General features: G+C 72.4%; 27 protein-coding genes and 1 pseudogene. 9 read left to right on the top strand and 19 right to left on the bottom strand.

The genetic code is table 11. The features are described 5' to 3' along the window. Positions 1 to 168: 168 nt before the first annotated feature. Both ACFWJB_RS06010 and ACFWJB_RS06005 read right to left on the bottom strand, forming a co-directional pair. Positions 169 to 2,178, bottom strand: a complete 2,010-nt coding sequence (locus ACFWJB_RS06010) for a serine/threonine-protein kinase (protein ID WP_386920484.1) — start codon at positions 2,176 to 2,178, stop codon at positions 169 to 171. A gap of 204 nt (positions 2,179 to 2,382) precedes the next feature. Further along, a complete protein-coding gene (locus tag ACFWJB_RS06005) occupies positions 2,383 to 4,089 on the bottom strand; it encodes a glycerol-3-phosphate dehydrogenase/oxidase (protein WP_385459130.1) in 1,707 nt (568 codons plus the stop codon). A 282-nt stretch (positions 4,090 to 4,371) separates the two neighbouring features. Between ACFWJB_RS06005 and ACFWJB_RS06000 the strand changes: the two genes are divergently transcribed. Beyond that, positions 4,372 to 5,580, top strand: a complete 1,209-nt coding sequence (locus ACFWJB_RS06000; protein WP_385459132.1) for a nucleotide sugar dehydrogenase — start codon at positions 4,372 to 4,374, stop codon at positions 5,578 to 5,580. A gap of 71 nt (positions 5,581 to 5,651) precedes the next feature. Here ACFWJB_RS06000 and ACFWJB_RS05995 read toward each other — a convergent pair whose 3' ends face one another. The 4 genes from ACFWJB_RS05995 to ACFWJB_RS05980 all read right to left on the bottom strand — a co-directional run bounded on the left by ACFWJB_RS05995 (position 5,652) and on the right by ACFWJB_RS05980 (position 10,003). Continuing rightward, positions 5,652 to 6,776 carry a GuaB3 family IMP dehydrogenase-related protein gene (locus ACFWJB_RS05995; protein ID WP_385459134.1) on the bottom strand — a complete coding sequence of 375 codons (1,125 nt, stop codon included), beginning with the start codon at positions 6,774 to 6,776 and terminating at the stop codon, positions 5,652 to 5,654. Between the two features lie 105 nt (positions 6,777 to 6,881). Further along, a complete protein-coding gene (gene guaB, locus ACFWJB_RS05990; protein ID WP_385459136.1) occupies positions 6,882 to 8,387 on the bottom strand; it encodes an IMP dehydrogenase in 1,506 nt (501 codons plus the stop codon). 139 nt (positions 8,388 to 8,526) lie between these two features. Then, a complete protein-coding gene (locus ACFWJB_RS05985; protein WP_385459138.1) occupies positions 8,527 to 9,111 on the bottom strand; it encodes a sigma-70 family RNA polymerase sigma factor in 585 nt (194 codons plus the stop codon). Positions 9,112 to 9,391: 280 nt separating this feature from the next. Beyond that, positions 9,392 to 10,003: a response regulator transcription factor gene (locus ACFWJB_RS05980; protein WP_003948568.1), complete on the bottom strand. Its 612-nt coding sequence runs from the start codon at positions 10,001 to 10,003 to the stop codon at positions 9,392 to 9,394. Between the two features lie 378 nt (positions 10,004 to 10,381). Here ACFWJB_RS05980 and ACFWJB_RS05975 point away from each other — a divergent pair, with 378 nt between their 5' ends. Further along, the gene (locus ACFWJB_RS05975) at positions 10,382 to 10,729 is read left to right on the top strand and encodes a WhiB family transcriptional regulator (protein WP_386920480.1); all 348 of its coding nucleotides are present in this window, start codon (positions 10,382 to 10,384) and stop codon (positions 10,727 to 10,729) included. Between the two features lie 107 nt (positions 10,730 to 10,836). On the opposite strand, the gene ACFWJB_RS05970 is transcribed toward ACFWJB_RS05975, so the two are convergent. Beyond that, on the bottom strand, positions 10,837 to 11,757 hold the full coding sequence (locus ACFWJB_RS05970) for a LysR family transcriptional regulator (RefSeq protein WP_385459142.1): 921 nt from the start codon (positions 11,755 to 11,757) through the stop codon (positions 10,837 to 10,839). A gap of 81 nt (positions 11,758 to 11,838) precedes the next feature. Here ACFWJB_RS05970 and ACFWJB_RS05965 point away from each other — a divergent pair, with 81 nt between their 5' ends. Both ACFWJB_RS05965 and ACFWJB_RS05960 read left to right on the top strand, forming a co-directional pair. Further along, positions 11,839 to 12,507: an MOSC domain-containing protein gene (locus tag ACFWJB_RS05965; protein WP_386920477.1), complete on the top strand. Its 669-nt coding sequence runs from the start codon at positions 11,839 to 11,841 to the stop codon at positions 12,505 to 12,507. A 97-nt stretch (positions 12,508 to 12,604) separates the two neighbouring features. Continuing rightward, positions 12,605 to 13,378: an SDR family NAD(P)-dependent oxidoreductase gene (locus tag ACFWJB_RS05960; RefSeq protein WP_386920475.1), complete on the top strand. Its 774-nt coding sequence runs from the start codon at positions 12,605 to 12,607 to the stop codon at positions 13,376 to 13,378. A 58-nt stretch (positions 13,379 to 13,436) separates the two neighbouring features. Here the strand turns inward: ACFWJB_RS05960 and ACFWJB_RS05955 are convergent, their stop codons facing one another. Both ACFWJB_RS05955 and ACFWJB_RS05950 read right to left on the bottom strand, forming a co-directional pair. Further along, positions 13,437 to 13,829 carry a hypothetical protein gene (locus tag ACFWJB_RS05955; RefSeq protein ID WP_386920473.1) on the bottom strand — a complete coding sequence of 131 codons (393 nt, stop codon included), beginning with the start codon at positions 13,827 to 13,829 and terminating at the stop codon, positions 13,437 to 13,439. Positions 13,830 to 13,938: 109 nt separating this feature from the next. Then, positions 13,939 to 14,208: a DUF397 domain-containing protein gene (locus ACFWJB_RS05950; RefSeq protein ID WP_386920471.1), complete on the bottom strand. Its 270-nt coding sequence runs from the start codon at positions 14,206 to 14,208 to the stop codon at positions 13,939 to 13,941. On the opposite strand from ACFWJB_RS05950, the gene ACFWJB_RS05945 reads away from it, so the two are divergent. The 4 genes and pseudogenes from ACFWJB_RS05945 to ACFWJB_RS05930 form a co-directional block, all read left to right on the top strand. Further along, complete coding sequence (locus ACFWJB_RS05945; protein WP_385459151.1) at positions 14,207 to 14,983, top strand: hypothetical protein; 777 nt, start codon at positions 14,207 to 14,209, stop codon at positions 14,981 to 14,983. The two genes, ACFWJB_RS05950 and ACFWJB_RS05945, sit on opposite strands and share 2 nt — an antisense overlap. A gap of 46 nt (positions 14,984 to 15,029) precedes the next feature. Beyond that, positions 15,030 to 15,311, top strand: a complete 282-nt coding sequence (locus ACFWJB_RS05940) for a type II toxin-antitoxin system Phd/YefM family antitoxin (RefSeq protein WP_385459153.1) — start codon at positions 15,030 to 15,032, stop codon at positions 15,309 to 15,311. Positions 15,312 to 15,316: 5 nt separating this feature from the next. Beyond that, positions 15,317 to 15,598, top strand: a complete 282-nt coding sequence (locus ACFWJB_RS05935) for a type II toxin-antitoxin system RelE/ParE family toxin (RefSeq protein ID WP_385459155.1) — start codon at positions 15,317 to 15,319, stop codon at positions 15,596 to 15,598. A gap of 210 nt (positions 15,599 to 15,808) precedes the next feature. Beyond that, positions 15,809 to 15,985, top strand: a pseudogene (locus tag ACFWJB_RS05930) (ATP-binding protein); the annotation flags it as partial. Between the two features lie 60 nt (positions 15,986 to 16,045). On the opposite strand, the gene ACFWJB_RS05925 reads toward ACFWJB_RS05930, so the two are convergent. The 6 genes from ACFWJB_RS05925 to ACFWJB_RS05900 form a co-directional block, all read right to left on the bottom strand. Continuing rightward, complete coding sequence (locus tag ACFWJB_RS05925) at positions 16,046 to 16,303, bottom strand: Txe/YoeB family addiction module toxin (protein WP_385459157.1); 258 nt, start codon at positions 16,301 to 16,303, stop codon at positions 16,046 to 16,048. Next, positions 16,300 to 16,572 (bottom strand): type II toxin-antitoxin system Phd/YefM family antitoxin, encoded by a 273-nt coding sequence (locus ACFWJB_RS05920; RefSeq protein WP_385459181.1) that lies wholly within the window; start codon positions 16,570 to 16,572, stop codon positions 16,300 to 16,302. Before ACFWJB_RS05920 ends, ACFWJB_RS05925 begins: the two co-directional genes overlap by 4 nt. Positions 16,573 to 16,720: 148 nt before the next feature. Continuing rightward, on the bottom strand, positions 16,721 to 18,340 hold the full coding sequence (gene groL, locus ACFWJB_RS05915; protein ID WP_386920468.1) for a chaperonin GroEL: 1,620 nt from the start codon (positions 18,338 to 18,340) through the stop codon (positions 16,721 to 16,723). Between the two features lie 130 nt (positions 18,341 to 18,470). Continuing rightward, complete coding sequence (gene groES / locus ACFWJB_RS05910; RefSeq protein ID WP_053135717.1) at positions 18,471 to 18,779, bottom strand: co-chaperone GroES; 309 nt, start codon at positions 18,777 to 18,779, stop codon at positions 18,471 to 18,473. 304 nt (positions 18,780 to 19,083) lie between these two features. After that, positions 19,084 to 19,779, bottom strand: coding sequence for a polysaccharide deacetylase family protein (locus tag ACFWJB_RS05905; protein WP_386920465.1), 696 nt, complete (start codon positions 19,777 to 19,779; stop codon positions 19,084 to 19,086). After that, positions 19,776 to 20,645, bottom strand: a complete 870-nt coding sequence (locus tag ACFWJB_RS05900) for a polysaccharide deacetylase family protein (protein WP_386920463.1) — start codon at positions 20,643 to 20,645, stop codon at positions 19,776 to 19,778. The genes ACFWJB_RS05905 and ACFWJB_RS05900 overlap by 4 nt, the downstream gene beginning before the upstream one ends. Before the next feature lie 171 nt (positions 20,646 to 20,816). On the opposite strand from ACFWJB_RS05900, the gene ACFWJB_RS05895 reads away from it, so the two are divergent. Next, complete coding sequence (locus ACFWJB_RS05895; RefSeq protein WP_385459165.1) at positions 20,817 to 21,992, top strand: methyltransferase domain-containing protein; 1,176 nt, start codon at positions 20,817 to 20,819, stop codon at positions 21,990 to 21,992. Positions 21,993 to 21,999: 7 nt separating this feature from the next. Here ACFWJB_RS05895 and ACFWJB_RS05890 read toward each other — a convergent pair whose 3' ends face one another. The 4 genes from ACFWJB_RS05890 to ACFWJB_RS05875 all read right to left on the bottom strand — a co-directional run bounded on the left by ACFWJB_RS05890 (position 22,000) and on the right by ACFWJB_RS05875 (position 26,219). After that, a complete protein-coding gene (locus ACFWJB_RS05890) occupies positions 22,000 to 23,295 on the bottom strand; it encodes an RNA polymerase sigma factor (RefSeq protein WP_386920461.1) in 1,296 nt (431 codons plus the stop codon). A 34-nt stretch (positions 23,296 to 23,329) separates the two neighbouring features. Beyond that, a complete protein-coding gene (locus tag ACFWJB_RS05885; protein ID WP_385459169.1) occupies positions 23,330 to 23,686 on the bottom strand; it encodes a YciI family protein in 357 nt (118 codons plus the stop codon). A 166-nt stretch (positions 23,687 to 23,852) separates the two neighbouring features. Continuing rightward, positions 23,853 to 24,872, bottom strand: coding sequence for an LCP family protein (locus ACFWJB_RS05880; protein WP_385459171.1), 1,020 nt, complete (start codon positions 24,870 to 24,872; stop codon positions 23,853 to 23,855). Between the two features lie 294 nt (positions 24,873 to 25,166). After that, the gene (locus ACFWJB_RS05875; RefSeq protein ID WP_385459173.1) at positions 25,167 to 26,219 is read right to left on the bottom strand and encodes a LacI family DNA-binding transcriptional regulator; all 1,053 of its coding nucleotides are present in this window, start codon (positions 26,217 to 26,219) and stop codon (positions 25,167 to 25,169) included. Positions 26,220 to 26,369 lie beyond the last annotated feature (150 nt).

The raw sequence follows: 26,369 nt of genomic DNA, 5'->3' as shown, positions 1-26,369 counted from the left end.
GTTGCCTCCCCCGGCAGTCCGGCGCTTCGGTACCGGTCGGTCAATTCCGTTCGTCCGGCGGGCCGTTCCGGCTGCGTACGGTCCGCAGGCATTCACGATACGTGCCGGAGGCAACCCGCAATGAGGGGATGCCAGATCTCGGACCGCTCAAACCCGGGGACGCGGAGATCAGGACTTGGGCGTGAAGGTCTTCGTCAGCGTGCGCCAGCTGTCCCGGCGCTGGTCACCGTCCCAGTCGGCAGCCTTCGCCGTGTACATGAGGGCGTACCCCTGGTGCTCGTCGACGACGAAGCCCCGGTCGACGGTCCGGTAGGCGGTGCCGCCGTCCTTGTAGGTGAACTCCCAGTCGGCGGTGTTCCAGCCGCGGTAGTCCACCTTCTCGATGCGGATCTTCCGGTACTGCGAGCGCACCATGGAGCGCTCCTGGTTCTTCCAGTCCGCGACCGGGTCGTCCTTGGGCGTGGACGTCCAGGCGACCAGCAGCTTCTGCCCGTCGGGCCCGGTGAACCGGTCGCCGGCGGATCCGGAGGACCGGAACTTCCATCCCGCGGGGAGTCCGATGGAGTACCCCTGGCCGCCCCGGTGGGTGGCGGCCGCGCCGTCCTTGCCGTCATCGTCCGTGCCGTCGTCCCCGGTGCCGCCCGAGGCGCTCGGGGCGGGGCCGGCGGCGTCCGACGAGGTGCCCGTGGCGGGCGCGGAGGCGGAACCGTCCGTGCGCGGCCCGTCGGATCCGTCCTGCCCGGTGTCGCCGCTCGCGGAGACGGTGGCGGAGGTCGTGTCGCCGCCCGCCCCGCCCTTGGCCGTGTCGTCGTCGCCGCCGCCGAGGGTGAGGGCGAGCACGGTGCCGAGGACGGCCAGGGCGACGACCACCGCGATGATCACGAGGGTCCGCTTCGGCACCACGTCGGTGAGCGGGGCGCGGGGCGCGGACCGCTGCGGCAGGTCCGGCGGCGGCATGACGGGCCAGCCGGAACTGCGGCCGCCCGCGGCGGCGTTCGGCGCGCCGGAGCCCCGGCCGGTCCGGTTGCCGGAGGCCGTCGGGTGGGCCGGCGGGACCGCCGCCCCGGCGGGACCCGGCGCGGCGGCGGCACCCGCGGTGCCCGGCCGGGTCCGGTCGCCGCCCGTCCCCGTGCCGGACGTGGCCGCGGCACCCGCCGCGCCGGCGCCGGCGGCGGCCTTGCGCACGGAGCGCAGCGCCCCGCGCAGCCGCTCCCCGGCCTCCTCCCGCTTGCCGGTGCCGCCCCGCCGCGTGCGGTCGTCCGGCTGCGCCGGCAGGGGTACGACCTTGGTGGCGTCCAGCGGCTCCGCCTCGCCCGCGCGGACGGCGGGCGCGTGGATGACCTTGGTGAGCATCGCGCGGGCGCCCGCGTCGTCGAGCCGCTGGGCGGGGTCCTTGGTGAGCAGCCCGTAGATGACGTCCCGCAGCGGTCCGGCGTTCTGCGGCTCCTCCAGGTTCTCCGTCATCACCGCGGTGAGCGTGGCGATGGCGGAGCCCTTGTCGTAGGGCGGGGTGCCCTCCACCGCCGCGTACAGCAGGCCGCCGAGGGACCACAGGTCGGCGGCCGGGCCGGGCTTGTGGCCGCGGGCGCGCTCCGGGGAGATGTACGAGGGGGCGCCGACGAGCATGCCGGTGGAGGTGATGGACGGGTCGCCCTCGACCTGGGCGATGCCGAAGTCGGTGAGCACGACCCGGCCGTCCTCGGCGATCAGGACGTTGGACGGCTTCACGTCACGGTGCAGGATGCCCTCGCGGTGCGCGGAGCGCAGGACGTCGAGGACGGCGAGGCCCACCTCGGCGGCGCGCTTCGGCTCCAGCAGGCCGTCCTCCCGGATGACCTCGGCGAGCGACTTGCCCTCGACGAGTTCCATCACGATCCACGGCCGGTCGTCCTCCTCGACGACGTCGTAGACCGTCACGGCGCTGTTGTTGCGGATCCGCGCGATGGCCTTGGCCTCGCGCAGCGTGCGCGTGATCAGGCGCCGCTTCTCCTCCTCGTCGATGTTCCCCGGGAACCGCAGCTCCTTGACGGCGACCGTGCGCCCCAGGGTCTCGTCCTCGGCGCGCCACACCGTCCCCATGCCGCCGCGGCCGAGCACGTCTCCCAGCCGGTACCGCCCGGCGAGGAGACGTGCGCTCTTGTCCGTACGGGATGTCCCCGCCCGCTCCGCCTCCGACATGCGTCCCCTCATGCAACCCGCCCTGACAGAGCCTTCATTGTCTCTCACCCGACAAGTGCTCGACGCCCAGGGTGCCTCTCGGGCCGCGCCCGGGCCCGGCACGGGCCGGGGCCCGGGGAACGGCGCGTTCCGCGGGGTCGCGCGAGGGGCACGGGGACGCTTCGCGGGGTGTGCTGACCCCGCGTCATCCTCTCGGGTGCCCGCCTAGCGCGAGACGATGTCGGGCGCGCCGAGCCGGGCCGCGTCCGCCGTCAGGTCGTCCGGCTGGCGCTGCGACTCCCGCTCGGCCTCGACCCGCTTCTCGTAGTGCTGGACCTCCCGGTCTATCTGGCCCTGGTCCCAGCCCAGGACCGGTGCCATCAGCTCGGCGGCCTCGCGGGCGCTGCGGGTGCCCCGGTCGAAGGTCTCGATGGAGATGCGGGTGCGCCGGGTCAGCACGTCGTCCAGGTGCCGCGCGCCCTCGTGCGAGGCGGCGTAGACGACCTCGGCGCGCAGGTAGTCCTCGGCGGCCCCCAGCGGCTCGCCCAGCGAGGAGTCGGCGGCGATGAGCTCCAGCAGCTCCTCCGTCAGGGCCCCGTACCGGTTGAGCAGGTGCTCGACGCGCACCACGTGCAGTCCGGTGCGCGCGGCGATCCGCGCCCGCGCGTTCCACAGCGCCTGGTAGCCCTCGGCGCCGAGCAGCGGCGTCTCCTCGGTGACGCAGTCGGCGACCCGCATGTCGAGTCCGTGCACGGCCTCGTCCACGGCGTCCTTGGCCATCACCCGGTACGTCGTGTACTTGCCGCCCGCCACGACGACCAGTCCCGGCACCGGATGGGCGACGGTGTGCTCGCGCGACAGCTTGCTGGTGGCGTCCGACTCGCCGGCCAGCAGCGGGCGCAGCCCGGCGTACACCCCTTCCACGTCGTCGCGGGTGAGTGGCACGGACAGCACCGAGTTGACGTGTTCCAGCAGGTAGTCGATGTCCGCGCTGGAGGCGGCCGGGTGCGCCTTGTCGAGGTCCCAGTCGGTGTCCGTGGTCCCGATGATCCAGTGCCGCCCCCAGGGGATGACGAACAGCACGGACTTCTCGGTGCGCAGGATCAGGCCGGTGGTGGAGTGGATGCGGTCCTTGGGCACGACGAGGTGGATGCCCTTGGACGCCCGGACGTGGAACTGGCCGCGCTCGCCGACCATCGACTGGGTGTCGTCGGTCCACACGCCGGACGCGTTCACCACCTGCTTGGCGCGGATCTCGTACTCGCCGCCCCCTTCGACGTCCCGCACGCGCGCGCCGACCACGCGTTCGCCCTCGCGCAGGAAACCGGTGACCCGCGCCCGGTTGGCGACCGGGGCGCCGTACGCCGCGGCCGTGCGCACCAGCGCGGCCACGAACCGGGCGTCGTCCACCTGCGCGTCGTAGTACTGGAGGGCGCCGACCAGCGCGTCCTTCTTCAGGGCGGGGGCGACGCGCAGCGCGTGACGGCGGCTCAGGTGCCGGTGCAGGGGCAGTCCCCGGCCGTGGCCGCGGGCCATCGACATCGCGTCGTACAGCGCCACGCCCGACCCGGCGTACAGGCGCTCCCAGCCCTTGTGCTGCAACGGGTACAGGAACGGCACCGGCTTCACCAGGTGCGGGGCGAGCCGCTCCAGCAGCAGCCCGCGCTCCTTCAGGGCCTCCCGCACCAGCGCGAAGTCGAGCATCTCCAGATAGCGCAGGCCGCCGTGGATCAGCTTGCTGGACCTGCTGGAGGTACCCGACGCCCAGTCGCGTGCCTCGACCAGACCGGTGGACAGGCCGCGCGTCACGGCGTCGAGCGCGGTGCCCGCGCCGACCACGCCCGCGCCGACCACCAGCACGTCCAGTTCACGCTCGGCCATGGCCGCGAGTGCCTCGGCGCGCTGCGCCGGCCCCAGTGTCGCTGTCCTCACTGCTGCCTCCCGCTGTCGGTCGCGTCGGCCGCACCCGTCGGGCGAAGCCCGGTTCCGTGTACCCCCTGCCCAGATTCTGACCGTGTTGCCCGACTTCAGCCACCACGCCCCCAGCCTGTGGACAACTTCCCCACGGGTCACCGTCGACACTCACCGAAACTCGGCCGATCAATCCCGCAAATCGGTCATATTTACTCCTAGTCTGACGTTGTGCTCGCCCATCCTGTCCACCGGGCTTGCGCGCCTGTCCCGCTTCGGATACTGGGAAGGACGGCCCACGCCATGCCCGCAGATCTCGCCGTCGTCGGACTCGGACCGTACGGCCTGCCCCTGGCCCAGGCCGCCGTCGCCGCCGGCATCCCCACGCTCGGCTACAAGACCGGCCCCGAGCCCGGGCCCCTCAGCCCCGCCGAACTGCGCCGGATGCTCGCCGGGGGCTTCCGGACCCCGACGGGCCCCGCCGAGCTCGGCCGGGTCCGCACCGCGGTCATCTGCGCGCCGACCCCGCCGGGCCCGGACGGCGGCCTCGACCTCGGCCAGGTGGAGGCCGCGGCCCGCACCCTGGCCGCCCACATGCGCCCCCACACCACGGTGATCCTGGAGTCGCCCGTGCAGCCGGGGACGACGGAGGAGTTCCTGCGCCCCCTGCTCGAGGAGGGCTCCGGGCTGCGCGCCGGCCGCGACTTCCACCTCGCCTACTCCCCCAGCCGCGTCGACCCGGGCAACCGCGACTTCACGCCGGCCAACACCCCGAAGGTGATCGGCGGCCTCACCTCCGCCTGTACCGAGTCGGCAGCCGCGTTCTACGGCCGCCTCACCGACAAGGTGGTCCGCGCGCGCGGTCCCCGCGAGGCCGAGACGGTCCAGCTCCTGGAGACCAATTTCCGGCACGTCAACATCGCCCTCGTCAACGAGATGGCCGTCCTCTGCAACGACCTGGGCGTCGACCTGTGGGACGTCCTGCGCTGCGCGGAGAGCAAACCGTTCGGCTTCCAGGCCTTCCGCCCCGGGCCGGGCGTCGGCGGCCATTCCGTGCCCCAGGACCTGACCGGGCGGGCCCCCCGTGGCCTGCGCCTGGTGGAGCTGGCCCAGCAGGTCAACGAGCAGATGCCCCGCTACGTGGTCCAGCGCGCCGCCGCCCTGCTCAACGAGCACGGCAAGTCCGCGCGCGGCGCCCGCGTCCTGCTCCTCGGCGTCACCTACAAGGCCGACCTGGCCGACCAGCAGGCCACCCCGGCCGAGGAGGTCGCGACCCGCTTGATGTCCATGGGCGCCGCGATCAGCTACCACGACCCGCACATCCCGTCCTGGAACGTCCTGGACCGCCCCGTCCCCCGCGTCGACTCCCTCTACGAGGCCGCCGCCGACGCCGACCTGACGATCCTCCTCCAGCAGCACCGCACGTACGACCTCCAGGGCCTGTCGGTGAAGGCCCAGCTGCTGCTGGACACCCGGGGGGCGACGCCGACGGGGGCGGCGCACCGCCTCTGAGCGGCGCCCGGACACGCGAAGGGGCCCGGAGCTCGAAGCTCCGGGCCCCTTTCGGTACGCCGTCCGGGTGACTACCGCCGGTGCTGCGAGTCGGCGACCGTGACCTCGACGCGCTGGAACTCCTTCAGCTCGCTGTAGCCCGTGGTGGCCATCGCGCGGCGCAGGGCGCCGAAGAAGTTCATCGAGCCGTCCGGGGTGTGGGACGGGCCGGTGAGGACCTCCTCGATGGTGCCGACCGTGCCGAGGTCGACCTTCTTGCCGCGCGGCAGCTCCTCGTTGACGGCCTCCATGCCCCAGTGGTTGCCCTTGCCCGGCGCGTCCGTCGCGCGGGCCAGCGGCGAGCCCATCATCACCGAGTCGGCACCGCAGGCGATGGCCTTGGGCAGGTCGCCGGACCAGCCGACACCGCCGTCGGCGATCACGTGCACGTACCGGCCGCCGGACTCGTCCATGTAGTCGCGGCGGGCCGCCGCCACGTCCGCCACGGCCGTCGCCATGGGCACCTGGATGCCCAGCACGTTGCGCGTGGTGTGCGCGGCGCCGCCGCCGAAGCCGACGAGGACACCCGCCGCGCCGGTGCGCATCAGGTGCAGGGCGGCGGTGTAGGTGGCGCAGCCGCCGACGATCACCGGGACGTCGAGCTCGTAGATGAACTGCTTCAGGTTCAGCGGCTCGTGCGAACCGGAGACGTGCTCCGCCGAGACCGTGGTGCCGCGGATGACGAAGATGTCGACGCCCGCGTCCACGACCGCCTTGGAGAACTGGGCGGTGCGCTGCGGGGAGAGAGCGGCGGCGGTGACCACGCCGGAGTCGCGCACCTCCTTGATGCGCTGCCCGATCAGCTCCTCCTTGATGGGAGCCGCGTAGATCTCCTGGAGGCGCCGGGTCGCGGTCTCCGCGTCCAGCCCGGCGATCTCGTCGAGGAGCGGCTGCGGGTCCTCGTAGCGCGTCCACAGGCCCTCGAGGTTCAGGACGCCGAGGCCGCCCAGCTCGCCGATGCGGATGGCGGTGGCCGGGGAGACGACCGAGTCCATGGGAGCGGCCAGGAACGGCAGCTCGAAACGGTAGGCGTCGATCTGCCAGGCGATCGAGACCTCCTTCGGGTCCCGGGTACGGCGGCTGGGGACGACGGCGATGTCGTCGAAGGCGTACGCCCGGCGGCCGCGCTTGCCGCGCCCGATCTCGATCTCAGTCACGTCTGTGGCCTTTCCCTGATGCGTTGCAGCGCCTTCCAGTATCCCCGACGGACACGCCGAGGGCGGCCCCGGATCCTCCCGGGGCCGCCCTGGAAGGCCCGCTGTCTACTTGCTGCGGCTGTAGTTCGGTGCCTCGACCGTCATCTGGATGTCGTGCGGGTGGCTCTCCTTGAGGCCGGCGGAGGTGATCCGCACGAAGCGCCCCTTCGACTCCATCTCCTCGATCGTGGCGGCGCCCACGTACCCCATGGTCTGGCGCAGGCCGCCGACGAGCTGGTGCAGCACGTTGGCCAGCGGGCCGCGGTAGGGCACCTGGCCCTCGATGCCCTCGGGCACGAGCTTGTCGTCGGACGCCACCTCGGCCTGGAAGTAGCGGTCCTTCGAGTACGACCTGCCCTGGCCGCGGGACTGCATGGCACCGAGCGAGCCCATGCCCCGGTACGACTTGAACTGCTTGCCGTTGATGAACTGCAGCTCGCCCGGCGACTCCTCGCAGCCCGCGAGCAGGCTGCCCAGCATCACCGTGTCGGCACCGGCGGCCAGGGCCTTGCCGATGTCGCCGGAGTACTGCAGGCCGCCGTCCCCGATCAGCGGGACGCCGGCCCGGCGGGCCGCGAGGGAGGCCTCGTAGATGGCGGTGACCTGCGGGACGCCGATGCCGGCGACGACGCGGGTGGTGCAGATGGAGCCGGGGCCGACGCCGACCTTGATGCCGTCGACACCGGCGTCGATCAGGGCCTGGGCGCCGTCACGGGTGGCGACGTTGCCGCCGATCACGTCCACGCCGACGCTGGACTTGATCTTCGACATCCAGCTCAGGGCGTTGCTGTTGTGGCCGTGGGAGGTGTCGACCACCAGGAAGTCCACGCCCGCGGCGGCCAGGGCCTGGGCGCGCTCCAGCGCCTCGGGGCTGGCGCCGACGGCGGCGCCGACCAGCAGCCGGCCCTCGGAGTCCTTGGCGGCGTGGGGGTACTGCTCGGCCTTGACGAAGTCCTTGACCGTGATGAGGCCCTTGAGGAGGCCCTCGTCGTCGACCAGCGGAAGCTTCTCGATCTTGTGGCGGCGCAGCAGCTCCATGGCGTCCACACCGGAGATGCCGACCTTGCCGGTGACCAGCGGCATCGGCGTCATGACCTCGCGCACCTGACGCGCGCGGTCGGACTCGAAGGCCATGTCGCGGTTGGTGACGATGCCGAGCAGCTTGCCGGCCGGGTCGGTGACCGGGACGCCGCTGATGCGGAACTTGGCGCACAGGGCGTCCGCCTCGGCCAGCGTGGCCTCCGGGTGCACCGTGATCGGGTCGGTGACCATGCCCGACTCGGACCTCTTGACGAGGTCGACCTGGTTCACCTGGTCCTCGATGGAGAGGTTGCGGTGCAGCACACCGACACCGCCCTGGCGGGCCATGGCGATCGCCATGCGGGACTCGGTCACCTTGTCCATGGCGGCCGAGAGCAGCGGGATGTTCACCCGGACGTTGCGGGAGATGCGGGACGAGGTGTCGACCGCGTTGGGGAGCACCTCGGATGCACCCGGCAGCAGCAGCACGTCGTCGTAGGTCAGCCCGAGTGTCGCGAATTTCTCGGGCACTCCGTCGACGTTGGCAGTCATGACACCTTCCCCAAATGGCCTTGATCGGTGCGGATGTCCATGCTAACGGGAAGTGGACGTGGCTCATTCCACGATCAAGGACCCCTGCGACGTTCGTACTTTCGCACGAAGCCGCGGCGCCGCCCCTCGGCGTGGTGTCCTACTGCTCCGCCAGCGCCCGCAGCCGGCTCAGGGCCCGGTGCTGGGCGACGCGCACGGCCCCGGGTGACATTCCCAACATCTGCCCGGTCTCCTCGGCCGTGAGCCCCACGGCGATGCGCAGCAGGAGCAGCTCGCGCTGGTTCTCGGGCAGGTTGGCCAGCAGTTTCTTGGCCCAGGCGGCGTCGCTGTTGAGCAGCGCCCGCTCCTCGGGGCCGAGCGAGTCGTCCGGCCGCTCGGGCATCTCGTCGGACGGGACGGCCGTCGAGCCGTGCCGCATCGCCGCGCGCTGGAGGTCGGCGACCTTGTGGGCGGCGATGGCGAAGACGAACGCCTCGAAGGGACGCCCGGTGTCCTTGTAGCGCGGCAGCGCGAGGAGCACCGCGACGCAGACCTCCTGGGCGAGGTCCTCGACGAAGTGCCGGGCGTCGCCGGGCAGCCGCGACAGCCGTGTGCGGCAGTAGCGCAGCGCCAGGGGGTGGACATGGGCGAGCAGGTCGTGCGTGGCCTGCTCGTCCCCGTCGACGGCGCGGTGCACGAGCCCGCCGACCGTCCCTTGGTCAGGGGCCGCCTCGTCGTCACGCATCGGTCCATGGTGCCTTGCGGCCGTCCGATCCGTGGCTCCGTGCCCGTTGTTGTGCACCGAAGCGTTATGAGCAGGTGCGCCGGAACTCATCCCCTGCGCCCTCCCCTCCCGCTCGACCGACTCGTCCCCGAGGAACTCCACACCTCAAGGATGCGTCATCCGCGGCGAAACGAGCAGCGGGCACCCGGCGGGTCGGCTTGTCACCCCCGCCCACCTCGCGGTAAGCGGGGAACCGGGCACCCCCGTCGGGCCCTGTGGGCCTCCACCACACGGGGTTTCCCTATCGGACGAGGCCCCACCGGAAGCCGAGCGCCACCGCGTGCGCCCGGTCCGAGGCGCCGAGCTTCTTGAAGAGCCGCCGGGCGTGCGTCTTGACGGTGTCCTCGGAGAGGAACAGCTCACGTCCGATCTCCGCGTTGGAGCGGCCGTGGCTCATGCCCTCCAGGACCTGGATCTCGCGCGCGGTGAGCGTGGGCGCGGCGCCCATCTCGGCCGAGCGCAGCCGGCGCGGGGCGAGCCGCCAGGTCGGGTCGGCGAGGGCCTGCGTGACGGTGGCGCGCAGCTCGGCACGCGAGGCGTCCTTGTGCAGGTACCCGCGGGCCCCGGCGGCGACCGCGAGGGCGACGCCGTCGAGGTCCTCGGCGACGGTGAGCATGATGATGCGGGCGCCGGGGTCGGCGGACAGCAGCCGCCGGACGGTCTCGACGCCGCCCAGGCCGGGCATGCGCACATCCATCAGGATCAGGTCCGAGCGGTCGGCGCCCCAGCGGCGGAGGACTTCCTCGCCGTTGGCGGCCGTCGTCACGCGCTCGACGCCGGGCACGGTCGCGACCGCGCGGCGGAGCGCCTCTCGGGCAAGCGGGGAGTCGTCGCAGACGAGGACGGAAGTCATGGCCGTCCTCCGCAGCTGATGCGCGTCACGTTGAGCCTCCAGGCTGGTACGAAATCTCACCTGTGCGGTCGACCGTCCCGGACGCCGCCCGAGCACCTGTTCCTTCAACCGCCTCCGCACTCTCAACGACGGTCACTCGAAAGAGTTACGGGGCTGTGTGTCGTCTTCGGCACTCTACGTGAGGGGACGTTCACAGCGCCGACACGCGCGGTGACCCGCCCCGATTCCTCACATGTGGTGCCCCATTCAGCCGCTTTTCTTCCACTTCACTGGTGTCTGCGGCTAGATTCGCAATGAGTCATATTTTCATCTCCTTAGATCGTAGTTGTACGGTCGTGGACACCGGGTCCACCCAGATCGGTTACAAGGGGTCACGCAATGGCAGATTTCTCCCGCCTTCCCGGACCGAACGCGGACCTGTGGGACTGGCAGCTCCTGGCTGCCTGCCGCGGGGTGGACAGCTCGCTCTTCTTCCATCCGGAGGGCGAGCGCGGCGCGGCCCGAAGCGCTCGTGAGAACTCGGCCAAGGAGGTCTGCATGAGGTGTCCGGTCCGCGCGGAGTGCGCGGCGCACGCACTGGCGGTGCGTGAGCCGTACGGCGTGTGGGGCGGACTGACCGAGGACGAGCGCGAGGAGCTCATGGGACGGGCGCGCAACCGCCTGATGACGGCGTCCGCGCCCTCGTCGGCGTCGGTCGGCGGCGACACCTCCGCCGCACATCACTGAAGGAACGTTTTTCCGTCTTCTCGCCGGCGACCGGCGGGGACCAGGGCACACGCGTGCGCGCTCCGCCCCGCGCCGCTCCCGGTGCCGTGCCCTGCCCGGCGTGCCGCTCAGCGCACGGCGGCCTGACCCGAGGCGGCCCGCGCCAGCTCGTCCAGCGTCGCCGTCACCGCGGGCACCTGCGCGAGGTCGGGCAGTGTCAGCGCGACGATCTCCCGCCGCACCGCGGGTTCCAGGGACACCGTGCGCACGCCCCGGGGCCGTACGGACTCGACGGCGAGCTGGGGCAGGACGGCCACGCCCAGTCCGGCCCCGACCAGACCGACCACCGCCGGATAGTCGTCGGTCGCGAAGTCGATGCGGGGGGTGAAGCCGGCGTCCTCGCAGACCTCGACGAGCTGGCCGCGACAGCGCGGGCAGCCGGCGATCCACGGCTCGCGGGCCAGCTCCCCGATGGCCACGGAGCCCTCGGCCCCGGTGGCCGCCAGCCGGTGCCGCTCGGGCACCAGGGCCACGAGGCGGTCGGTCAGCAGCGGCCGCACCACCAGGTCGTCCCACTCCTCGGCACCCGCCGCGCCCTCGTAGCGGAAGGCGAGCGCCACGTCGCAGTCGCCCTCGCGCAGCAGCTCCACGGACCGGGGCGGCTCGGCCTCCTCCAGGGAGACGCGGGTGCCGGGGTGGGCGGCGCGCAGCGCGGCCAGGGCGGTGGGGACGAGGGTGGAGCTGCCGCTCGGGAAGGAGACCAGACGGACCCGCCCGGCCCGCAGACCCGCGATGGCGGCGACCTCCTCCTCGGCCGCGGTCAGACCGGCGAGGATGCCCGCGGCGTGCCGCACCAGCGCCTCACCGGCCTGGGTCAGGCGCATCTCACGGCCGGTGCGCACGAGCAGGGGCGTGCCGACGGAGGCCTCCAGGGCCTTCATCTGCTGGCTGACGGCGGGCTGCGTGCAGCCCAGCTCCCGCCCCGCGGCGGAGAAGGAACCGGTGGATGCCACGGCGCGCAGGACACGGAGATGACGGGCCTCGATCACACCGCCGAGGATAAGCGACTCTTTGACCGGACGGCGAATATTGCGTCGACACTTTGAAATGGATTGTCCTACCGTTCGGGCATGAAGCTTCTGTCAGTCAACCTGGGCCGTCCGAAGGCCGTGCCGTACACCGACCAGCCGGACGGCGTCACCGGCATCGACAAGCAGCCGGCCGACGGGCCCGTCCGGGTGACGGCGCCCGGTTCGGAGGGGACCGGCGCGAGCGGGCTGGCCGGGGACGCGGTGTGCGACGCGCGCCATCACGGCGGCGTGGACCAGGCCGTGTACGCCATGGCGCGCGAGGACATGGACGACTGGGAGCGCGAGCTGGGCCGCCCGCTGCCGCACGGCGTGTTCGGCGAGAACCTCACCACGACGGGCGTGGACGTCTCCGGCGCGCTGATCGGCGAGCGCTGGCTGGTCGGCCCGGAGCTGCTGCTGGAGGTGACGTCCGGACGCATTCCGTGCCGCACCTTCCAGGGCCACCTGGGCGAGGAGCGGTGGATGAAGCGCTTCATGGACAGGGCCGCGCCGGGCGCCTACTTCCGGGTGATCCGGCCCGGGGAGATACAGGCGGGGGATCCGGTGCGGATCGTGCACCGGCCCGGCCACGACGTGACGGTGGCGCTGCAGTTCCGGGCGGTGACGACCGAGCGGGAGCTGCTCCCCCGGCTGCTCGCGGCGGGCGACGCGCTGCACCCCGAGGCTTTGGCGAAGGCGCGGAAGTACGCCGCTGCGCACGGCGCCTGACCGCCCTTCACCAGGCTTTTCTTCACACCCCTTTCACAGGGGGTGGTCCCGGTGGGCGACCGGGGCGACGCCCGCCCCGGACCCATAACCTTGCGGCATGACAACGGCATTGATTACGGGATCGACGGCGGGCATCGGCGCCGCGTTCGCGCGGCGGCTGGCGGCCGACGGGCACGACCTGGTGCTGGTGGCGCGCGACACCAAGCGGCTGCGCGAGCAGGCGACCGAGCTGCACGACCGGCACGGCATCGAGGCCGAGGTGCTGACGGCCGACCTGGCCACGGACGCGGGCATCGAGGCGGTGGCCGCCCGGCTGGACGACCGCAGGAATGCCGTCGACCTGCTGATCAACAACGCCGGCTTCGGCAACAAGGGCCGTTTCCTCGAGGTCTCGATGGCCGACGAGCTGACGATGCTCAAGGTGCACTGCGAGGCGGTGCTGCGGCTCACCTCGGCGGCGACCGAGGCGATGCGGGCGCGGGGCCGCGGCGGCGTCGTCAACGTGGCCTCGGTCGCGGCCTTCGTCCCGCGCGGCACGTACGGCGCGTCCAAGGCGTGGGTCGTGCAGTTCACGCAGGGCGTGGCGAAGGACCTGGCCGGCAGCGGTGTGCGCCTGATGGCCCTGTGCCCGGGCTTCGTGCGCACCGAGTTCCACGAGCGGGCCGGCATGGGCACGGACAACATCCCGAACTGGATGTGGCTGGACGCCGACAAACTGGTCGCGGCGGCCCTCGCCGACCTGTCCCGCGGCAAGTCCCTGTCGATCCCCGACCCGCGCTACAAGGCCCTGATGGGCGCGGCGAAGCTGGTGCCGCGGGGGATGCTGGGCGGGATCTCGTCCCGGACGGGGCGGAAGTACGGGCCGCAGTAGGGCCCGCCCGGCCGGGGACGGGGTCGCGGGAGGGGGGCCGCCCGGGGTGACGGACGCCTCACTCCGCCGCGGTGTCCTCGCAGTTCTCCGAGGCCATCACCACGTCGAACACCACCGGGTAGTCGGTGATCCGCTGGTTCGGTCCGGGCCGGGAGGCGCAGATCCGCCACTCGGCCGGGTCGTCCACCTGGCGGCCAAGGCCGCTGGCGTCCTCGAAGGCCATGTCGGTCCCGGCGCCCATCTGCTCCCGCGCGCGCCCCGCGTTGCCGCCGATGACGTCGGGCATGACGGCGGCCACCGGCGCGGCGTTCGCCGGGCCGGTGGTCCCGGCCGACGCGGAGCCGGTCGGCGCGGGCGCCGGATCGTCCGGCGTGGAGGAGGCGCCGCAGGCGGTGACCGAGCCCAGGAGCACGGCGACGAGTGCGGGCCGCAGGCCCTTGGTGACGGTCATGTCCAACCTCGTGTGTCGACGGTGCGGATCAGTATTCACGGTGCCGCGGGAGAGGTCGCCCCTTCCTTGATCACGGTTCGGGTACCGTCCGCGACCGTCCTCGTTCGTCTCAGACGCCTGCGGCCATCCGCACGAACGCCGTCCGCTGGGCAGTGGGGACACTCAGAACCGCCGCATCCGGACGCTTCGAGTCACGGACCGGTACGGCCGTACCGTCGTCCGCCACCTCGACGCAATCACCGCCGTTTCCCGCGCTGTAGCTGCCCTTGCACCAGCGCGGTTCGCCGGCGGCAGGCGCGGGGCTGCCAGTCTTCACAGCTCTCCCGCCCCGGAGCGACCGTCCGGCGTTGTCGGAGACGCCTGGCAGGATGCGCGCCATGGCTTCGAGAGGCGACAGCGACGAGGCGTACGTGGTCGGCCTGTGCAACCAGGTCCTGGGCGAAGAGGCCCTGACTCAGCACCGGTTCGACTGGCTGCTGGGCGACCCGGGGGCAGGGGGCCGTCAGGTCCGGCTGCCGGTCGACGCGTACTGGCCGGGCCACCGGCTGGTGGTCGAGTACCGGGAGATCCAGCACGACCAGCCGGTGCCCCACTTCGACAAGCCGGACCGGCTCACGGTGAGCGGCGTCCACCGAGGGGAGCAGCGGGCCCTGTACGACGTCCGCCGTGACACCGAGATCCCTGTCCATGGGCTCCGGCTGGTCGTGGTCCGGCCGGCCGACCTCGACGCGGACGGACGCGGACGGCTGCGGCGCAACCAGGAGGCCGATCTGGCGGCGCTGCGAAAGCTCCTGGCCCGGGGAAGCGACGAGGACCGGGTCACCGACGCCTTCCGCGCCTGGCTGCTCAGTAAGGGGTGGACGCCGGTCGAGCCCACGGACCGCTGGACCGACCTCGAAGCCGTGCGCGGCGACGAGCGGCTGATCTGCGAGGCCAAGGGCCACACCAAGGAGAAGGGCATCGACGCCGACATCGCCTACGGGCAGCTGCTGCGTCGCATGACGAGCCGGAACGCCCGCATACGGTACGCGCTCGTCGTCCCGTCCTCGTCCGTCAAGGCCGTCGAGCGGGTCCCCGCTCACGTCCGCGAGCTGCTGCGGATCGACGTGTACGAGGTCACGGACAACAGCGAGGTACGTCGGCTGCCTGCCTGATCCCCCAGCGAGCCGACCTGAGATGTACATCTGTTACTCTCATGACATGAGTGAGCCGGTAGTGGAATCCATGGCCGAGGTCCGTAGCCACCTCGCCGATGTCATCGACCGCGCCCGCCGTGAGGAAACGCCGACGATCATCACGCGACGCGGCAAGCAGGAAGCCGTCGTGATCGACATCCAGGAGTACCAGCGACTGCGCCAACTCGCTGAGGACGCCGAAGAAGCATGGCTCAACCGACTGGCCGACGAAGCCGAGTCCGAAGGCACTGACGGGTCGGTCTCGCTCGAAGAGATGGCCGCCCTGCTCCGCGACCAGCAGCACTGATCCGCATGGGGTACGTCACGCGCTTCACCCCGCACGCCCAGCGGGACATGCTCAAGATCCCGCGCCCTGATGCCCTGCGCATCCTCTACCGCCTGACCGAACTGCAGAAGGCGATGGACGCGGGCGACACGGCGGCGTTCGATGTGAAGGCCCTCCGGGGACACGACGCCCGGTGGCGACTCAGGGTCGGTGACTACCGGGTCGTCTACACCGTCGAAGACGGCCGGCTTGTCGTGTGGGTCCTGACTGTGGGAAACCGACGGGAGATCTACCGTCAGGTTCCTTGAGGGAAGCCGCACCGCGCACGGGTCCCACCTGCCTGCTCGAAGGCCGCCCCGACAAGCACGGCAGCCTGGGCCGTCGCCCCGACAGGGTGCCGCCGTGGGGGCGTCGTGCCTGGTGAGGGCGGGTGCGGGCGCGGGATCTTCGGGGCATGACCACTTCCCCCCCGCCGGGAGCGGCGGTCCGCGCTGCCGCTCCCGCTCGCCGATCAGACGGTGTTCTCCTTCCGCTTCACCGCCTCCCCGCGCGGTGCCCGGCTGGCCCGTCGGCTCGCCTCCTGCCAGATGGACGCCTGGGGCTGGCGCTACGGCACACCGGCGCACGACTCGGTCGAGCTGATCGTGGCGGAACTGACCGCCAACGCCGTGACCCACGGCCGGGTCCCCGGCCGGTGTGGGCCGTGGTGCCCGCCGTGCTGGCCCGTCGATGAGACGGGGACGGCCCTCGGACCGTCAGTAGCGGTACCGGGCCTTGATGATCACGACTTCCTTCTCGGTGGCCCGGTAGACGAGGCGGTGCTCGTCGTCGATCCGGCGTGACCAGTAGCCGGACAGGTCGCCCTTCAACGGCTCGGGTTTGCCGATACCCGTGAACGGGTCCCGCTGGATCTCGCCGATCAGGCGGACAAGCTTGCGGAACAGCTTGTTGTCGGCGGCCTGCCAGTACAGAAGGTCCTCCCACCCGCTGGGACGGAACCTGACGTCCCTCACTCGCCGTCCTCTGCCAGGGCCTCCAGCTCCGCCGGGCTCCTGGTGATCACCGGGGTGTCGGCGGTCTTGTCCGCGGCGACGGCCGCCATGAGGTGGGCGGCATTGGCCGGCGAGCGCAGCAGGTAGACGGTCTCCTGCCAGGAACGGAAGTCGTCGGCCGACATCAGTACGGCGTTGCCGCCCCTGGAGGTGATCTCCACGGGTTCGTGGTCGTCGTTGACCTGCTGGATCAGCGGAAAAAGCCCGGCCCGGGCCTCGCTGGCAGTGATTTCACCGGGCCTGCTCGGCGGACGGAAAGGGAGCCCGAGTGGCACTGTTCGCCAGGGCAATGCCCGCGGGCCCCGGAAAACGCGGTGGTGCCCGGCACCCCCACAGGGGCACCGGGCACCACCGGTTGAGCTCAGTTCAGCGCAGCGCTCAGTGGGCGTGGCCGTGGCCCGCGGCGGCCGGCTCTTCCTCTTCCTTCTTCTCGACGACCAGGGTCTCGGTCGTCAGGAGGAGGGAGGCGATGGAGGCGGCGTTCTCCAGGGCGGAACGGGTGACCTTGACCGGGTCGATGACGCCGGCCTTGACCAGGTCGCCGTACTCGCCGGTCGCGGCGTTGTAGCCGTTGCCCTTCTCGAGCTCCGCCACCTTGGAGACGATGACGTAGCCCTCGAGGCCGGCGTTCTCGGCGATCCAGCGCAGCGGCTCGACGGCGGCCTTGCGGACGACCGACACACCGGTGGCCTCGTCGCCGGTCTTGTCGAGGTTGCCCTCGAGGACCTTGACGGCGTGGACCAGGGCGGAGCCACCACCGGAGACGATGCCCTCCTCGACCGCGGCGCGGGTCGCGGAGATGGCGTCCTCCAGACGGTGCTTGCGCTCCTTCAGCTCCACCTCGGTGGCGGCGCCGACCTTGATCACGCACACGCCGCCGGCCAGCTTCGCGAGGCGCTCCTGGAGCTTCTCGCGGTCCCAGTCGGAGTCCGTGTTCTCGATCTCGGCCTTGATCTGGGCGATGCGGCCCTCGACCTCGTCGCGCTTGCCGGCACCGTCGACGATCGTGGTGTCGTCCTTGGTGACGGTGATGCGGCGGGCGGTGCCGAGCACGTCCAGGCCGACCTGGTCGAGCTTGAGGCCGACCTCCTCGGAGATGACGGTGGCGCCGGTGAGGACGGCCATGTCCTGCAGCATCGCCTTGCGGCGGTCGCCGAAGCCCGGGGCCTTCACCGCGACGGCGTTGAAGGTGCCGCGGATCTTGTTCACGACGAGGGTGGAGAGCGCCTCGCCCTCGAGGTCCTCGGCGATGATCAGCAGCGGCTTGGAGGCACCCGCCTGGATGACCTTCTCCAGCAGCGGCAGCAGGTCCGCGATGGAGGAGATCTTGCCCTGGTTGATGAGGATGTAGGGGTCCTCCAGGACGGCCTCCATGCGCTCCTGGTCCGTCACGAAGTACGGCGACAGGTAGCCCTTGTCGAAGGCCATGCCCTCGGTGAAGTCCAGCTCCAGACCGAAGGTGTTGGACTCCTCGACGGTGATGACACCGTCCTTGCCGACCTTGTCCATGGCCTCGGCGATGAGCTCGCCGACCTGCTGGTCCTGGGCGGACAGCGCGGCCACGGCGGCGATGTCGGACTTCTCGTCGATCGGGCGCGCGGTGGCGAGGAGGTCCTCGGACACGGCGGCGACGGCCGCGTCGATGCCCTTCTTCAGCAGCGCCGGGGAGGCACCGGCGGCGACGTTCTTCAGACCCTCGCGGACCAGGGCCTGGGCCAGGACGGTGGCGGTGGTGGTGCCGTCACCCGCGATGTCGTTGGTCTTGGTCGCCACCTCCTTCACCAGCTGGGCGCCGAGGTTCTCGTACGGGTCCTCGATCTCGACCTCGCGGGCGATCGTGACACCGTCGTTGGTGATGGTGGGGGCGCCGAACTTCTTGTCGATGACGACGTTGCGGCCCTTGGGGCCGATCGTCACCTTCACCGTGTCGGCAAGCTTGTTGACGCCGCGCTCGAGGGCGCGACGGGCGTCCTCGTCGAACTTCAGGATCTTCGCCATGGGAGCGTGAGCCCTCTCGGAAATCTGATCTAACGGAAAACAGACTGCGCCCCTCGCGCCCGGCTTCTTATCGGTCGCGGGGGCCAGGGGCGCAGCTGTCGAGCAGAGTCGAGGTGAGTCGACCTACGGCTTACTTCTCGATGATCGCGAGCACGTCGCGGGCCGAGAGGACGAGGTACTCCTCGCCGTTGTACTTCACCTCGGTGCCGCCGTACTTGCTGTAGAGCACGACGTCGCCGACGGAGACGTCGAGCGGAAGACGGTTGCCGTCCTCGAAGCGGCCCGGGCCCACGGCCAGGACGACGCCCTCCTGGGGCTTCTCCTTGGCGGTGTCCGGAATGACCAGGCCCGAAGCCGTGGTCTGCTCGGCGTCGAGCGGCTGGACCACGATGCGGTCCTCGAGCGGCTTGATGGCAACCTTGGAGCTGGTGGTCGTCACGATCCGACCTCCCCCTTCGGAGATCTCACGGGGTTAACTGTCTGAGGTGGCGACCAGGTGGATCCGTCGTCGCGGGTGCCGGACCTGCCCGTCGCGTAGTTGGCACTCTCCAGGGGGGAGTGCCAGACCCGAGACTATGACCGCGATTAGCACTCGGTCAAGCGGAGTGCCAATGCATGCGGCGCGTCGTGGGACTTTCCCGTCCGAGCGCCGGGTTTGTGACGCACCCTCGGCGTGGCGCGGGCGCCCCCCGGGGGCTGGAGGCGCTGCCTCGGCCGGGAAGTCGCCGGCCGTCCGCCGAAGGTCAGAGGTAGTCCTCCAGGCGGCCCACCCGGAGGTCCTGCCGCTCGATCCGGCGCAGCAGGTGCTCCGTGCGGGACGGGGCGGTGACCGAGACGATGTCGCCGGGGTGGAGGCGGTGGTCGCCGCGGGTCCAGGTCAGGTCGCCGTCGGCGTCCAGCTCGGCCCGCCACAGGACGACGGCCGTGATGCCGCAGTCGGCGGCGGCCCGCAGGGTCGTCGGGTCGTACCGCCCGTGGGGCGGGCGCAGGAGGCGGGGGCGGACGCCGAAGCGGGAGTGGAGCTTGGTCTGCTGGCCGCAGATCTCGGCGCGCTGGCCGGCGTAGGGCAGGCCGCGCAGGGCGCGGTGGTCCAGGGTGTGGTTCTGCAGGCTCGCGCCGACGGAACGCAGCCGGGCGAAGCGGCCGTACGCCGGCCCGGCCACGGTGTCGGAGAGGAACAGGGTGACCGGGAGCCGCCGTTCGCGGACGAGGCCCGCGAGGCGGGGGTCCCGGTCGGCGCCGTCGTCGTAGGTGAGGAAGACGACCCGGTCGGCGGTGCGGACGTGGTCCAGGACGGGCGGCGGCGCGTGTCCCCCGCCGCCCGCCCGGGCCGCCTTGCCGGCCGTGGGGTGGCCGGCGGGGCCGGCGAACGGGGCGCAGCCGGTGAGCAGTACGGCTGCCAGGGCGGCCCCGGCCGGCCGGAACCGCCCGCGCCTCACAGGTAGTCCTCCAGCCGGGCCACCGCGTATCCGGCGGCGGTGATCCGGTCCAGGAAGCGGCGGACCATGTCCGTCATCGTGCCGTCCCAGTCGTCGCGGCCCCGGAAGTGGGTGAGGACGATGTCACCCGGGTGGAGGTCCTGGTCCCACTCGCGGTACTCCCAGTGGTCGACGTAGACCTCCTCGTTCCAGATCGGCGCGTACCTGACGCCGCAGGACCTGGCGGCGCGCAGGGTGTCCCGGTTGTAGTTGCCGAAGGGCGGGCGGAAGAGGGCGGGGCGCTTGCCGTAACGCTTCTCGATCACCTCCTGCATGCCGCAGATCTCGCGTCTCTGCTGCTCGTAGGAGAGCGCCGGGAGGTAGGGGTGGCTCAGGGTGTGGCTGTTGAGGGTGACCCCGCGGGTCTGCATCTCCTCGAAGTAGCCGTAGTCGTCCTTGATCTCGTCGTCGGTGAGGAAGACCGTGTACGGGATCCGCAGCTCGCTCATCATGCGCAGGAAGGCCGGGTCCTTCTCGGCGCCGTCGTCGATGGTGAGGAAGACGACCCGCTCCTCGGTGGGGACGGTGGTGAAGACCGGCGGGAGGTCCTCCTGCCCGTCCACCTCGAAGCCCTCCCGCGCCGTGATCCGCGGCTTCTCGGCGGGGGGCGGCGGGGCCGTCAGCGGGACCTGCCGCAGGTTCCAGCGTTCGGCGGCGGCGACCCGGGCGGTCTGCGCCGCGCGCAGCCGGGACGCGTAGGTGTCGAGCGCGCGGGCCGGGGGCGCCTCGAGGGGCTGCTGCCCGGGGGCGCCCCGGACCCCGGTGGTGTCCTGCGCACAGGCGGAGGCGAGGGCGGCGACGAGGAGCACGGCGAGGCCGCCGCGCACCCGGGCCCCCGGAGACGTCCCGGAAGCCGCCCGGGGCACCCCGGACGCCCGGCTTTTGTCATTTTGTACGACTAGTCGCATGGTGCCGGATCCTCGCAGCCCCGGGCTGCTGGCCGGCCCCCGACACCGCGCCGCGGGCACACCATCCACCGACTGGCCCACAATGGGCCGGTGAACGACCTCGACGCCCTCCACGCCCTGCTCACCCCCGACGGCCGCGCCCTGCTCGACGAGGTCCGCGACACCGACCCCGCGCGGGAGCTGGCCGTCGCCACCCGGCTGCGCCGCGACCACCCGGCCGGGCTGGTGTCGGCGGCGCTCGGGCAGGCGCGGCTGCGGCAGCGGGCGGTGGCGAAGTTCGGGGCCGAGGACGCCGGGCGGATGTTCTTCACGCCGAACGGGGTGGAGCAGTCGACCCGGGCGAGCGTGGCGGCGTACCGGGCGGAACGCCTCAAGGAGCTGGGCATCACCTCGGTCGCCGACCTGTGCTGCGGGATCGGCGGCGACGCGATCGCGCTGGCCCGCGCGGGCATCCGGGTCCTGGCCGTCGACCGCGACCCGGCGACGGCGGGGGCCGCCCGCGCCAACGCCGAGGCGCTCGGGCTGGCCGACCTGGTCGAGGTGCGCGAGGCGGACGTCACCGAGGTGGACACGAGCGGGTACGACGCCGTCTTCGTCGACCCGGCGCGGCGCGGCGGACGGGGCCGGATCTTCGATCCCGAGGCGTACTCGCCGCCGCTGTCCTGGGCCGTGGAGGCCGCCCGTAAGGCGCCGCGCGCCGCCGCGCTGAAGGTGGCGCCCGGCATTCCGCACGAGGCGGTGCCGGACGACGCCGAGGCCGAGTGGATCTCCGACGGCGGGGACGTGAAGGAGGCGGTGCTGTGGTTCGGCACCGCGCCGGGGGCGGTCCGGGCGACGCTGCTGCCGGGGCCGCGCACCCTGCTCGGCACCGGCCTGCCCGACCCGGAGGTCCGCACACCCGGCCGGTACCTGTACGAGCCCGACGGTGCCGTCATCCGGGCCCATCTGGTCGCCGAGGTCGCCGCACGGGTGGGCGGCGGGCTGCTCGACGCGACCATCGCCTACGTCACCGCGGACGACCTGGTGCCGACGGCGTACGCCACGGCGTACGAGATCACCGACCGGATGCCCTTCAACGTCAAGAAGCTGAAGGCGCTGCTGCGGGAGCGCCGGGTCGGCACGCTCACCGTGAAGAAGCGCGGCTCGGCGGTCGAGCCGGAGGAGCTGCGCCGCAAGGTCAGGCCCCAGGGGCCGAACGCGGCCACGGTGTTCATGACCCGGGTCGCGGGGGCGCCGACGATGCTGATCGGGCACCCGGTGCGCTGACGGCGTCTCAGCCGCACTCCCGTGCGCGGCGGGCCAGCAGGTCGCGTTCGCGTTCGTTGCGGGTCAGGGACGCGGCGCGTTCGAACTCCGAGCGGGCCTCCGCCGTACGGCCCAGGCGCAGCAGCAGGTCGGCGCGGACGCTGGGCAGCAGGTGGTAGCCGCGCAGGGCGGGTTCGGCCGCGAGGGCGTCGACGAGGGCGAGCGCCGGGGCCGGACCCTCGGCCATCGACACGGCGACCGCGCGGTTGAGTTCGACGACCGGGGACGGGGCGCGGGCCGCGAGCAGCCCGTACAGCGTGGCGATGCGCGGCCAGTCGGTCTCCTCGTAGGTGAACGCCATGGCGTGGCACGCGGCGATGGCGGCCTGGAGCGCGTACGGGCCGGGGGCACCGGCGGCGTGGGCGTTCGCGCGGGCGAGGGCGGTGATGCCGCGGGCGATGAGCATGCGGTTCCAGCGGCGGCGGTTCTGGTCCCTGAGCAGGACGGGGGCGCCGTCGGGGCCGGTGCGGGCGGCGGTGCGGGACGCCTGGAACTCGAGCAGCGCGGTCAGGCCGTGGACCTCGGGTTCCTTCGGCATGAGGGCGGACAGCACACGGGCCAGGCGCAGCGCGTCCTCGCACAGGCCGGGCCGCAGCCAGTCGTCGCCGGCGGTGGCCGCGTAGCCCTCGTTGAAGATCAGGTAGATGACCTCCAGGACCGAGCCGAGCCGGGCCGTCCGCTCCGGTCCGTACGGGACCTCGAAGGCGACGTTCCGTGCCGCCAGCGTCCGCTTGGCGCGCACGATGCGCTGCGCGACCGTCGGTTCCGGTGCCAGGACGGCGCGGGCGATCTCGGTGGTGGTCAGGCCGCCCAGCAGGCGCAGCGTCAGCGCGATGCGCGCCTCGGCGGACAGCACCGGGTGGCAGGCCGTGAAGACGAGCCGCAGCAGGTCGTCGTCGATGCCGTCCGGGTCGGCGGGCTCCTCCGGCGGGGCGGCGACGGGCAGGTCCCGGCCGATCTCCGCCAGCTTGCGGGCGTAGGTCTCCCGGCGCCGGACCAGGTCGACGGCGCGGCGCCGGGCGGTGGTCGTCAGCCAGGCGCCCGGACGGTCGGGCACCCCGTCGCGGGGCCACTGCTCCAGGGCCGCGACCAGCGCGTCCTGCGCGATCTCCTCGGCGATGCCGACGTCCCGGACGACGCGGGCGACGCCGGCGACCACGCGCGGGTACTCCAGCCGGAAGACCGTCTCGATCGCCTCCGTGGTCCGGTCGGAGGCGGTGGTGCCGCGCGGGGCGGCCGTGGGCTGTGGCTTCACAGCCCACATGCAACACCCTCGCGCGCCCGGAACGAAGCGGACGTCAGCCCTCCATGATCTCCCGCACCTCGCAGGTCACCGTCCAGTGCTCCTCGTGGACCTTCAGGAAGCGCTTGGTCCACTCGATCGCCTCGGCCATGTCCTTGGCCTGCATCAGCGCGTAGCCGCCGATGACCTCCTTGGTCTCGGTGAAGGGACCGTCGGTGACGGAGAGCTGCCCGGCCTCGTAGTGGACGCGGGTGCCCTGGGCGGTGGGGGTCAGCCCGGCGGTGTCCAGCAGGACGCCGGCCTTCGTCATCTCCTCCATCAGCTCCCCCATGCGCTGCATCAGCTCCGGGCTGGGGCCGCCGGCGGGGGTGTTGTTCTCGTCGATGCGCACGAGCGACAGGTAGCGGGGCATGGTGACTCCTCGGTCGGTGGTCCGGGACCGGGTCGCTCCCGGCCTCTCACCCGTACGTCGAACGGGAGGGCCGTGGATCGACAGCGCCCCGGATTTTTCCCGAGAATTTTTTCCGGCCTCCGTCCCGGCCGCATCCGCACCGGCATCCTCGCAGGTCAGAGGTGGTTCAGCGGAGCGACTCCCACAGCTTCCGGGCGTCCGGTTCCCGGGCCACCACCCGGTTGGTGTCCCACGGTGCCGGATCGACCGGCATCGTCACCGTCCGCACGGCGTCCTCCGACAGGCCCGCGAGGCTGCGGCCGAGGTCCGTCAGCTCGCCCAGCGAGTCCAGCCCGGTGTCGGTGGTCAGGCTGCCGGTGACCGCGTCGGCGACCCGGTACAGCCGGGCGGGGTCGGTGAGCAGGCCGGCGTCGGAGATCCGGCCCAGCAGCGCCTTGACGAGTTTCTGCTGGAGTCCGATGCGGGCGAGGTCGCTGCCGCCGGCCAGCCCGTACCGGGTGCGGGCCAGCCCGAGGGCCTGGGTGCCGTCGAGGTGGTGGGTGCCGGCGTCCAGGTGGAGGTGGGACTTGTCGTCGTCGATGTCCACGTCGGTGGTGACGGTGACGCCGCCGAGGGCGTCGACCAGTTCGGCGAAGCCGGAGAAGTCGATCTCGATGTAGTGGTCCATGCGGACGCCGGTGAGCGACTCGACGGTCTTGACCGCGCAGACGGGCCCGCCCAGGGCGTACGCGGTGTTGAACATCGCGCCGTCGGCCTCCGCGCTCGTGCCGCCGGACGGCAGCGGGCAGGACGGGCGGGTGACGAGCGTGTCGCGCGGGATGCTGACGACGGTGGCGGAGGTCCGGCCGGCGTCGAGGTGGACGACCATCGCCGTGTCGGACCGGGCGCCCTCGCTGTCGCCGCCGCCCAGTTCCCGGTTCTCCTCGCCGCTGCGCGAGTCCGAGCCGAGGACGAGGAGGTTCAGCGCACCGCTGGGCGGCGCGGACGCGGAGGCGGAGGGGGCGGTGAGGGGCCGGACGGGCCGGTCGTCGCCGAGCGCGCCGTCGATGTCGACGCTTCTGATGTTGCCGTTCAGGTGCCAGTACGCCCAGCCCGCCGCGGCGATGCCCAGCAGCAGGGCGCCCGCCAGGGCGAGGCCCGCGGTCCTGATCGCCGAACGTCCGTTCCGACCCGCCCGCGCGGCCATGCGCCCGCCCCCGCCCGTTCCGCTCGCGTCCCCACCCGAGTGCCCCGTCCAGGAGGAACATAAGTCCGAATTATCGGGGGCGGGTAGACGCGCACGGCATTCTGCGGAAATTCTCAGACTTCTCGCCCCGTGGGCGGACGGAGCGAAGGTGACCGGACCGAGGGTGACCGAACCGAGCCCGAACGGACCGAGCCGGAACGGACCGGCGAGTGGCGGCCGGCGAGGTGGGGGCCGACGGGCACCGAAACCTTTCGCGAATGTTTCGACCCGGCGTTCGGCCGGCCGTCGGCCACCTCAGGCGGCCGGCGGCCGTGCCGTACTGCTGCGCACCTCCAGGCTGGTGGCCAGCTCCACCCGGGTGGCCGCGGCCGGGCCGTCGTCGCGGCCGAGGTCCAGCACGAGACGGGCCGCCGCCTCGGCCATCTCCGTGAGCGGCTGCCGCACGGTCGTCAGCGGCGGTCCCACCCAGCGCGCCACCGGCAGGTCGTCGAACCCGACCACGCTCAGGTCCTGCGGGATGCGCAGCCCCAGTTCGCGCGCGGCCTCGTAGAGCCCGAGCGCCTGGAGGTCGTTGCCGGCGAAGACCGCGGTCGGCCGGTCGGCGCGGCGCAGCAGTTCCAGGCCCTGGCGGTAGCCGGCCTCGTGGTGGAAGTCGCCGGTCACGATCAGCTCCGGGTCGACCGGCAGCCCGGCCGTCTCCAGGGCGGCCCGGTAGCCGTCGACGCGGGCGCGGCTGCACATCATCCGGGTGGGGCCGCTGATCGCTCCGATGCGGGTGTGCCCCAGGTCGATCAGGTGGCGGGTGGCGGCGAGGCCGCCCTGCCAGTTGGTGGCGCCGATGGACGGCACGTCGGCACCCGGGTCGCCGGCCGGGTCCATGACCACGAACGGGATGGAGCGGCTGGTCAGCAGGGCCCGCTGGGACTCGTCCAGCCCCGACAGCACGAGGACGACGCCGTGCGGGCGGCGGGCGGCGACCTGGTCGGCCCAGGTCCTGCCGGGTGTGAGGCGGCCGGCGCTCTCGGAGAGCACGACGCTGAGCCCCGCGTCCCGCGCCACGTTCTCCACACCCCGGATGACCTCCATCGCCCAGGCGCTCTCCAGCTCGTGGAAGACCAGGTCGATCAGGGGCGAGCGGGTCGCCTCGGCCCGCCTGCGCCGGTAGCCGTGGGCCCGCAGCAGGTCCTCCACGCGGGCCCGGGTCGCGGGGGCGACGTCGGCGCGGCCGTTGAGGACCTTCGAAACAGTCGGTGCCGACACACCGGCCTCGCGGGCGATCTCGGCGAGGGTCGCGGTCTGCGCGGACCGCCTCTGCGGCCGTGTTTCGGCGGGCTGCGGGGATGTCATGGCGGCGATCGTAACCCCGCTGCCCCTCTTGACGAAGACTTCCCCCGGCCATAGGTTTCCGGAACATTCGATGGTTACGTCGAAACATTCGCAGTCGTTCGTGACCAAGCGTTCGTGAGAGGGCAGCCGTCCCGTCCACCCCGACAGGAG

Source organism: Streptomyces sp. NPDC127100 (assembly GCF_042724095.1).
Lineage (GTDB): Bacteria > Actinomycetota > Actinomycetes > Streptomycetales > Streptomycetaceae > Streptomyces.
The sequence above is the reverse complement of the archived record's forward strand: the minus strand, read 5'-3'. Positions and strand labels throughout refer to the sequence as shown.

Excerpts from the sequence above, each read along its gene's own strand:
- ACFWJB_RS06010 (WP_386920484.1), bottom strand. The coding sequence starts at position 2,178 with ATGTCGGAGGCGGAGCGGGCGGGGACATCCCGTACGGACAAGAGCGCA.
- ACFWJB_RS06000 (WP_385459132.1), top strand. The coding sequence starts at position 4,372 with ATGCCCGCAGATCTCGCCGTCGTCGGACTCGGACCGTACGGCCTGCCC.
- guaB (WP_385459136.1), bottom strand. The coding sequence starts at position 8,387 with ATGACTGCCAACGTCGACGGAGTGCCCGAGAAATTCGCGACACTCGGG.
- ACFWJB_RS05985 (WP_385459138.1), bottom strand. The coding sequence starts at position 9,111 with ATGCGTGACGACGAGGCGGCCCCTGACCAAGGGACGGTCGGCGGGCTC.
- ACFWJB_RS05980 (WP_003948568.1), bottom strand. The coding sequence starts at position 10,003 with ATGACTTCCGTCCTCGTCTGCGACGACTCCCCGCTTGCCCGAGAGGCG.
- ACFWJB_RS05975 (WP_386920480.1), top strand. The coding sequence starts at position 10,382 with ATGGCAGATTTCTCCCGCCTTCCCGGACCGAACGCGGACCTGTGGGAC.
- ACFWJB_RS05965 (WP_386920477.1), top strand. The coding sequence starts at position 11,839 with ATGAAGCTTCTGTCAGTCAACCTGGGCCGTCCGAAGGCCGTGCCGTAC.
- ACFWJB_RS05960 (WP_386920475.1), top strand. The coding sequence starts at position 12,605 with ATGACAACGGCATTGATTACGGGATCGACGGCGGGCATCGGCGCCGCG.
- ACFWJB_RS05955 (WP_386920473.1), bottom strand. The coding sequence starts at position 13,829 with ATGACCGTCACCAAGGGCCTGCGGCCCGCACTCGTCGCCGTGCTCCTG.
- ACFWJB_RS05945 (WP_385459151.1), top strand. The coding sequence starts at position 14,207 with ATGGCTTCGAGAGGCGACAGCGACGAGGCGTACGTGGTCGGCCTGTGC.
- ACFWJB_RS05950 (WP_386920471.1), bottom strand. The coding sequence starts at position 14,208 with ATGGCGCGCATCCTGCCAGGCGTCTCCGACAACGCCGGACGGTCGCTC.
- ACFWJB_RS05940 (WP_385459153.1), top strand. The coding sequence starts at position 15,030 with ATGAGTGAGCCGGTAGTGGAATCCATGGCCGAGGTCCGTAGCCACCTC.
- ACFWJB_RS05935 (WP_385459155.1), top strand. The coding sequence starts at position 15,317 with ATGGGGTACGTCACGCGCTTCACCCCGCACGCCCAGCGGGACATGCTC.
- groL (WP_386920468.1), bottom strand. The coding sequence starts at position 18,340 with ATGGCGAAGATCCTGAAGTTCGACGAGGACGCCCGTCGCGCCCTCGAG.
- ACFWJB_RS05890 (WP_386920461.1), bottom strand. The coding sequence starts at position 23,295 with ATGTGGGCTGTGAAGCCACAGCCCACGGCCGCCCCGCGCGGCACCACC.
- ACFWJB_RS05885 (WP_385459169.1), bottom strand. The coding sequence starts at position 23,686 with ATGCCCCGCTACCTGTCGCTCGTGCGCATCGACGAGAACAACACCCCC.
- ACFWJB_RS05880 (WP_385459171.1), bottom strand. The coding sequence starts at position 24,872 with ATGGCCGCGCGGGCGGGTCGGAACGGACGTTCGGCGATCAGGACCGCG.
- ACFWJB_RS05875 (WP_385459173.1), bottom strand. The coding sequence starts at position 26,219 with ATGACATCCCCGCAGCCCGCCGAAACACGGCCGCAGAGGCGGTCCGCG.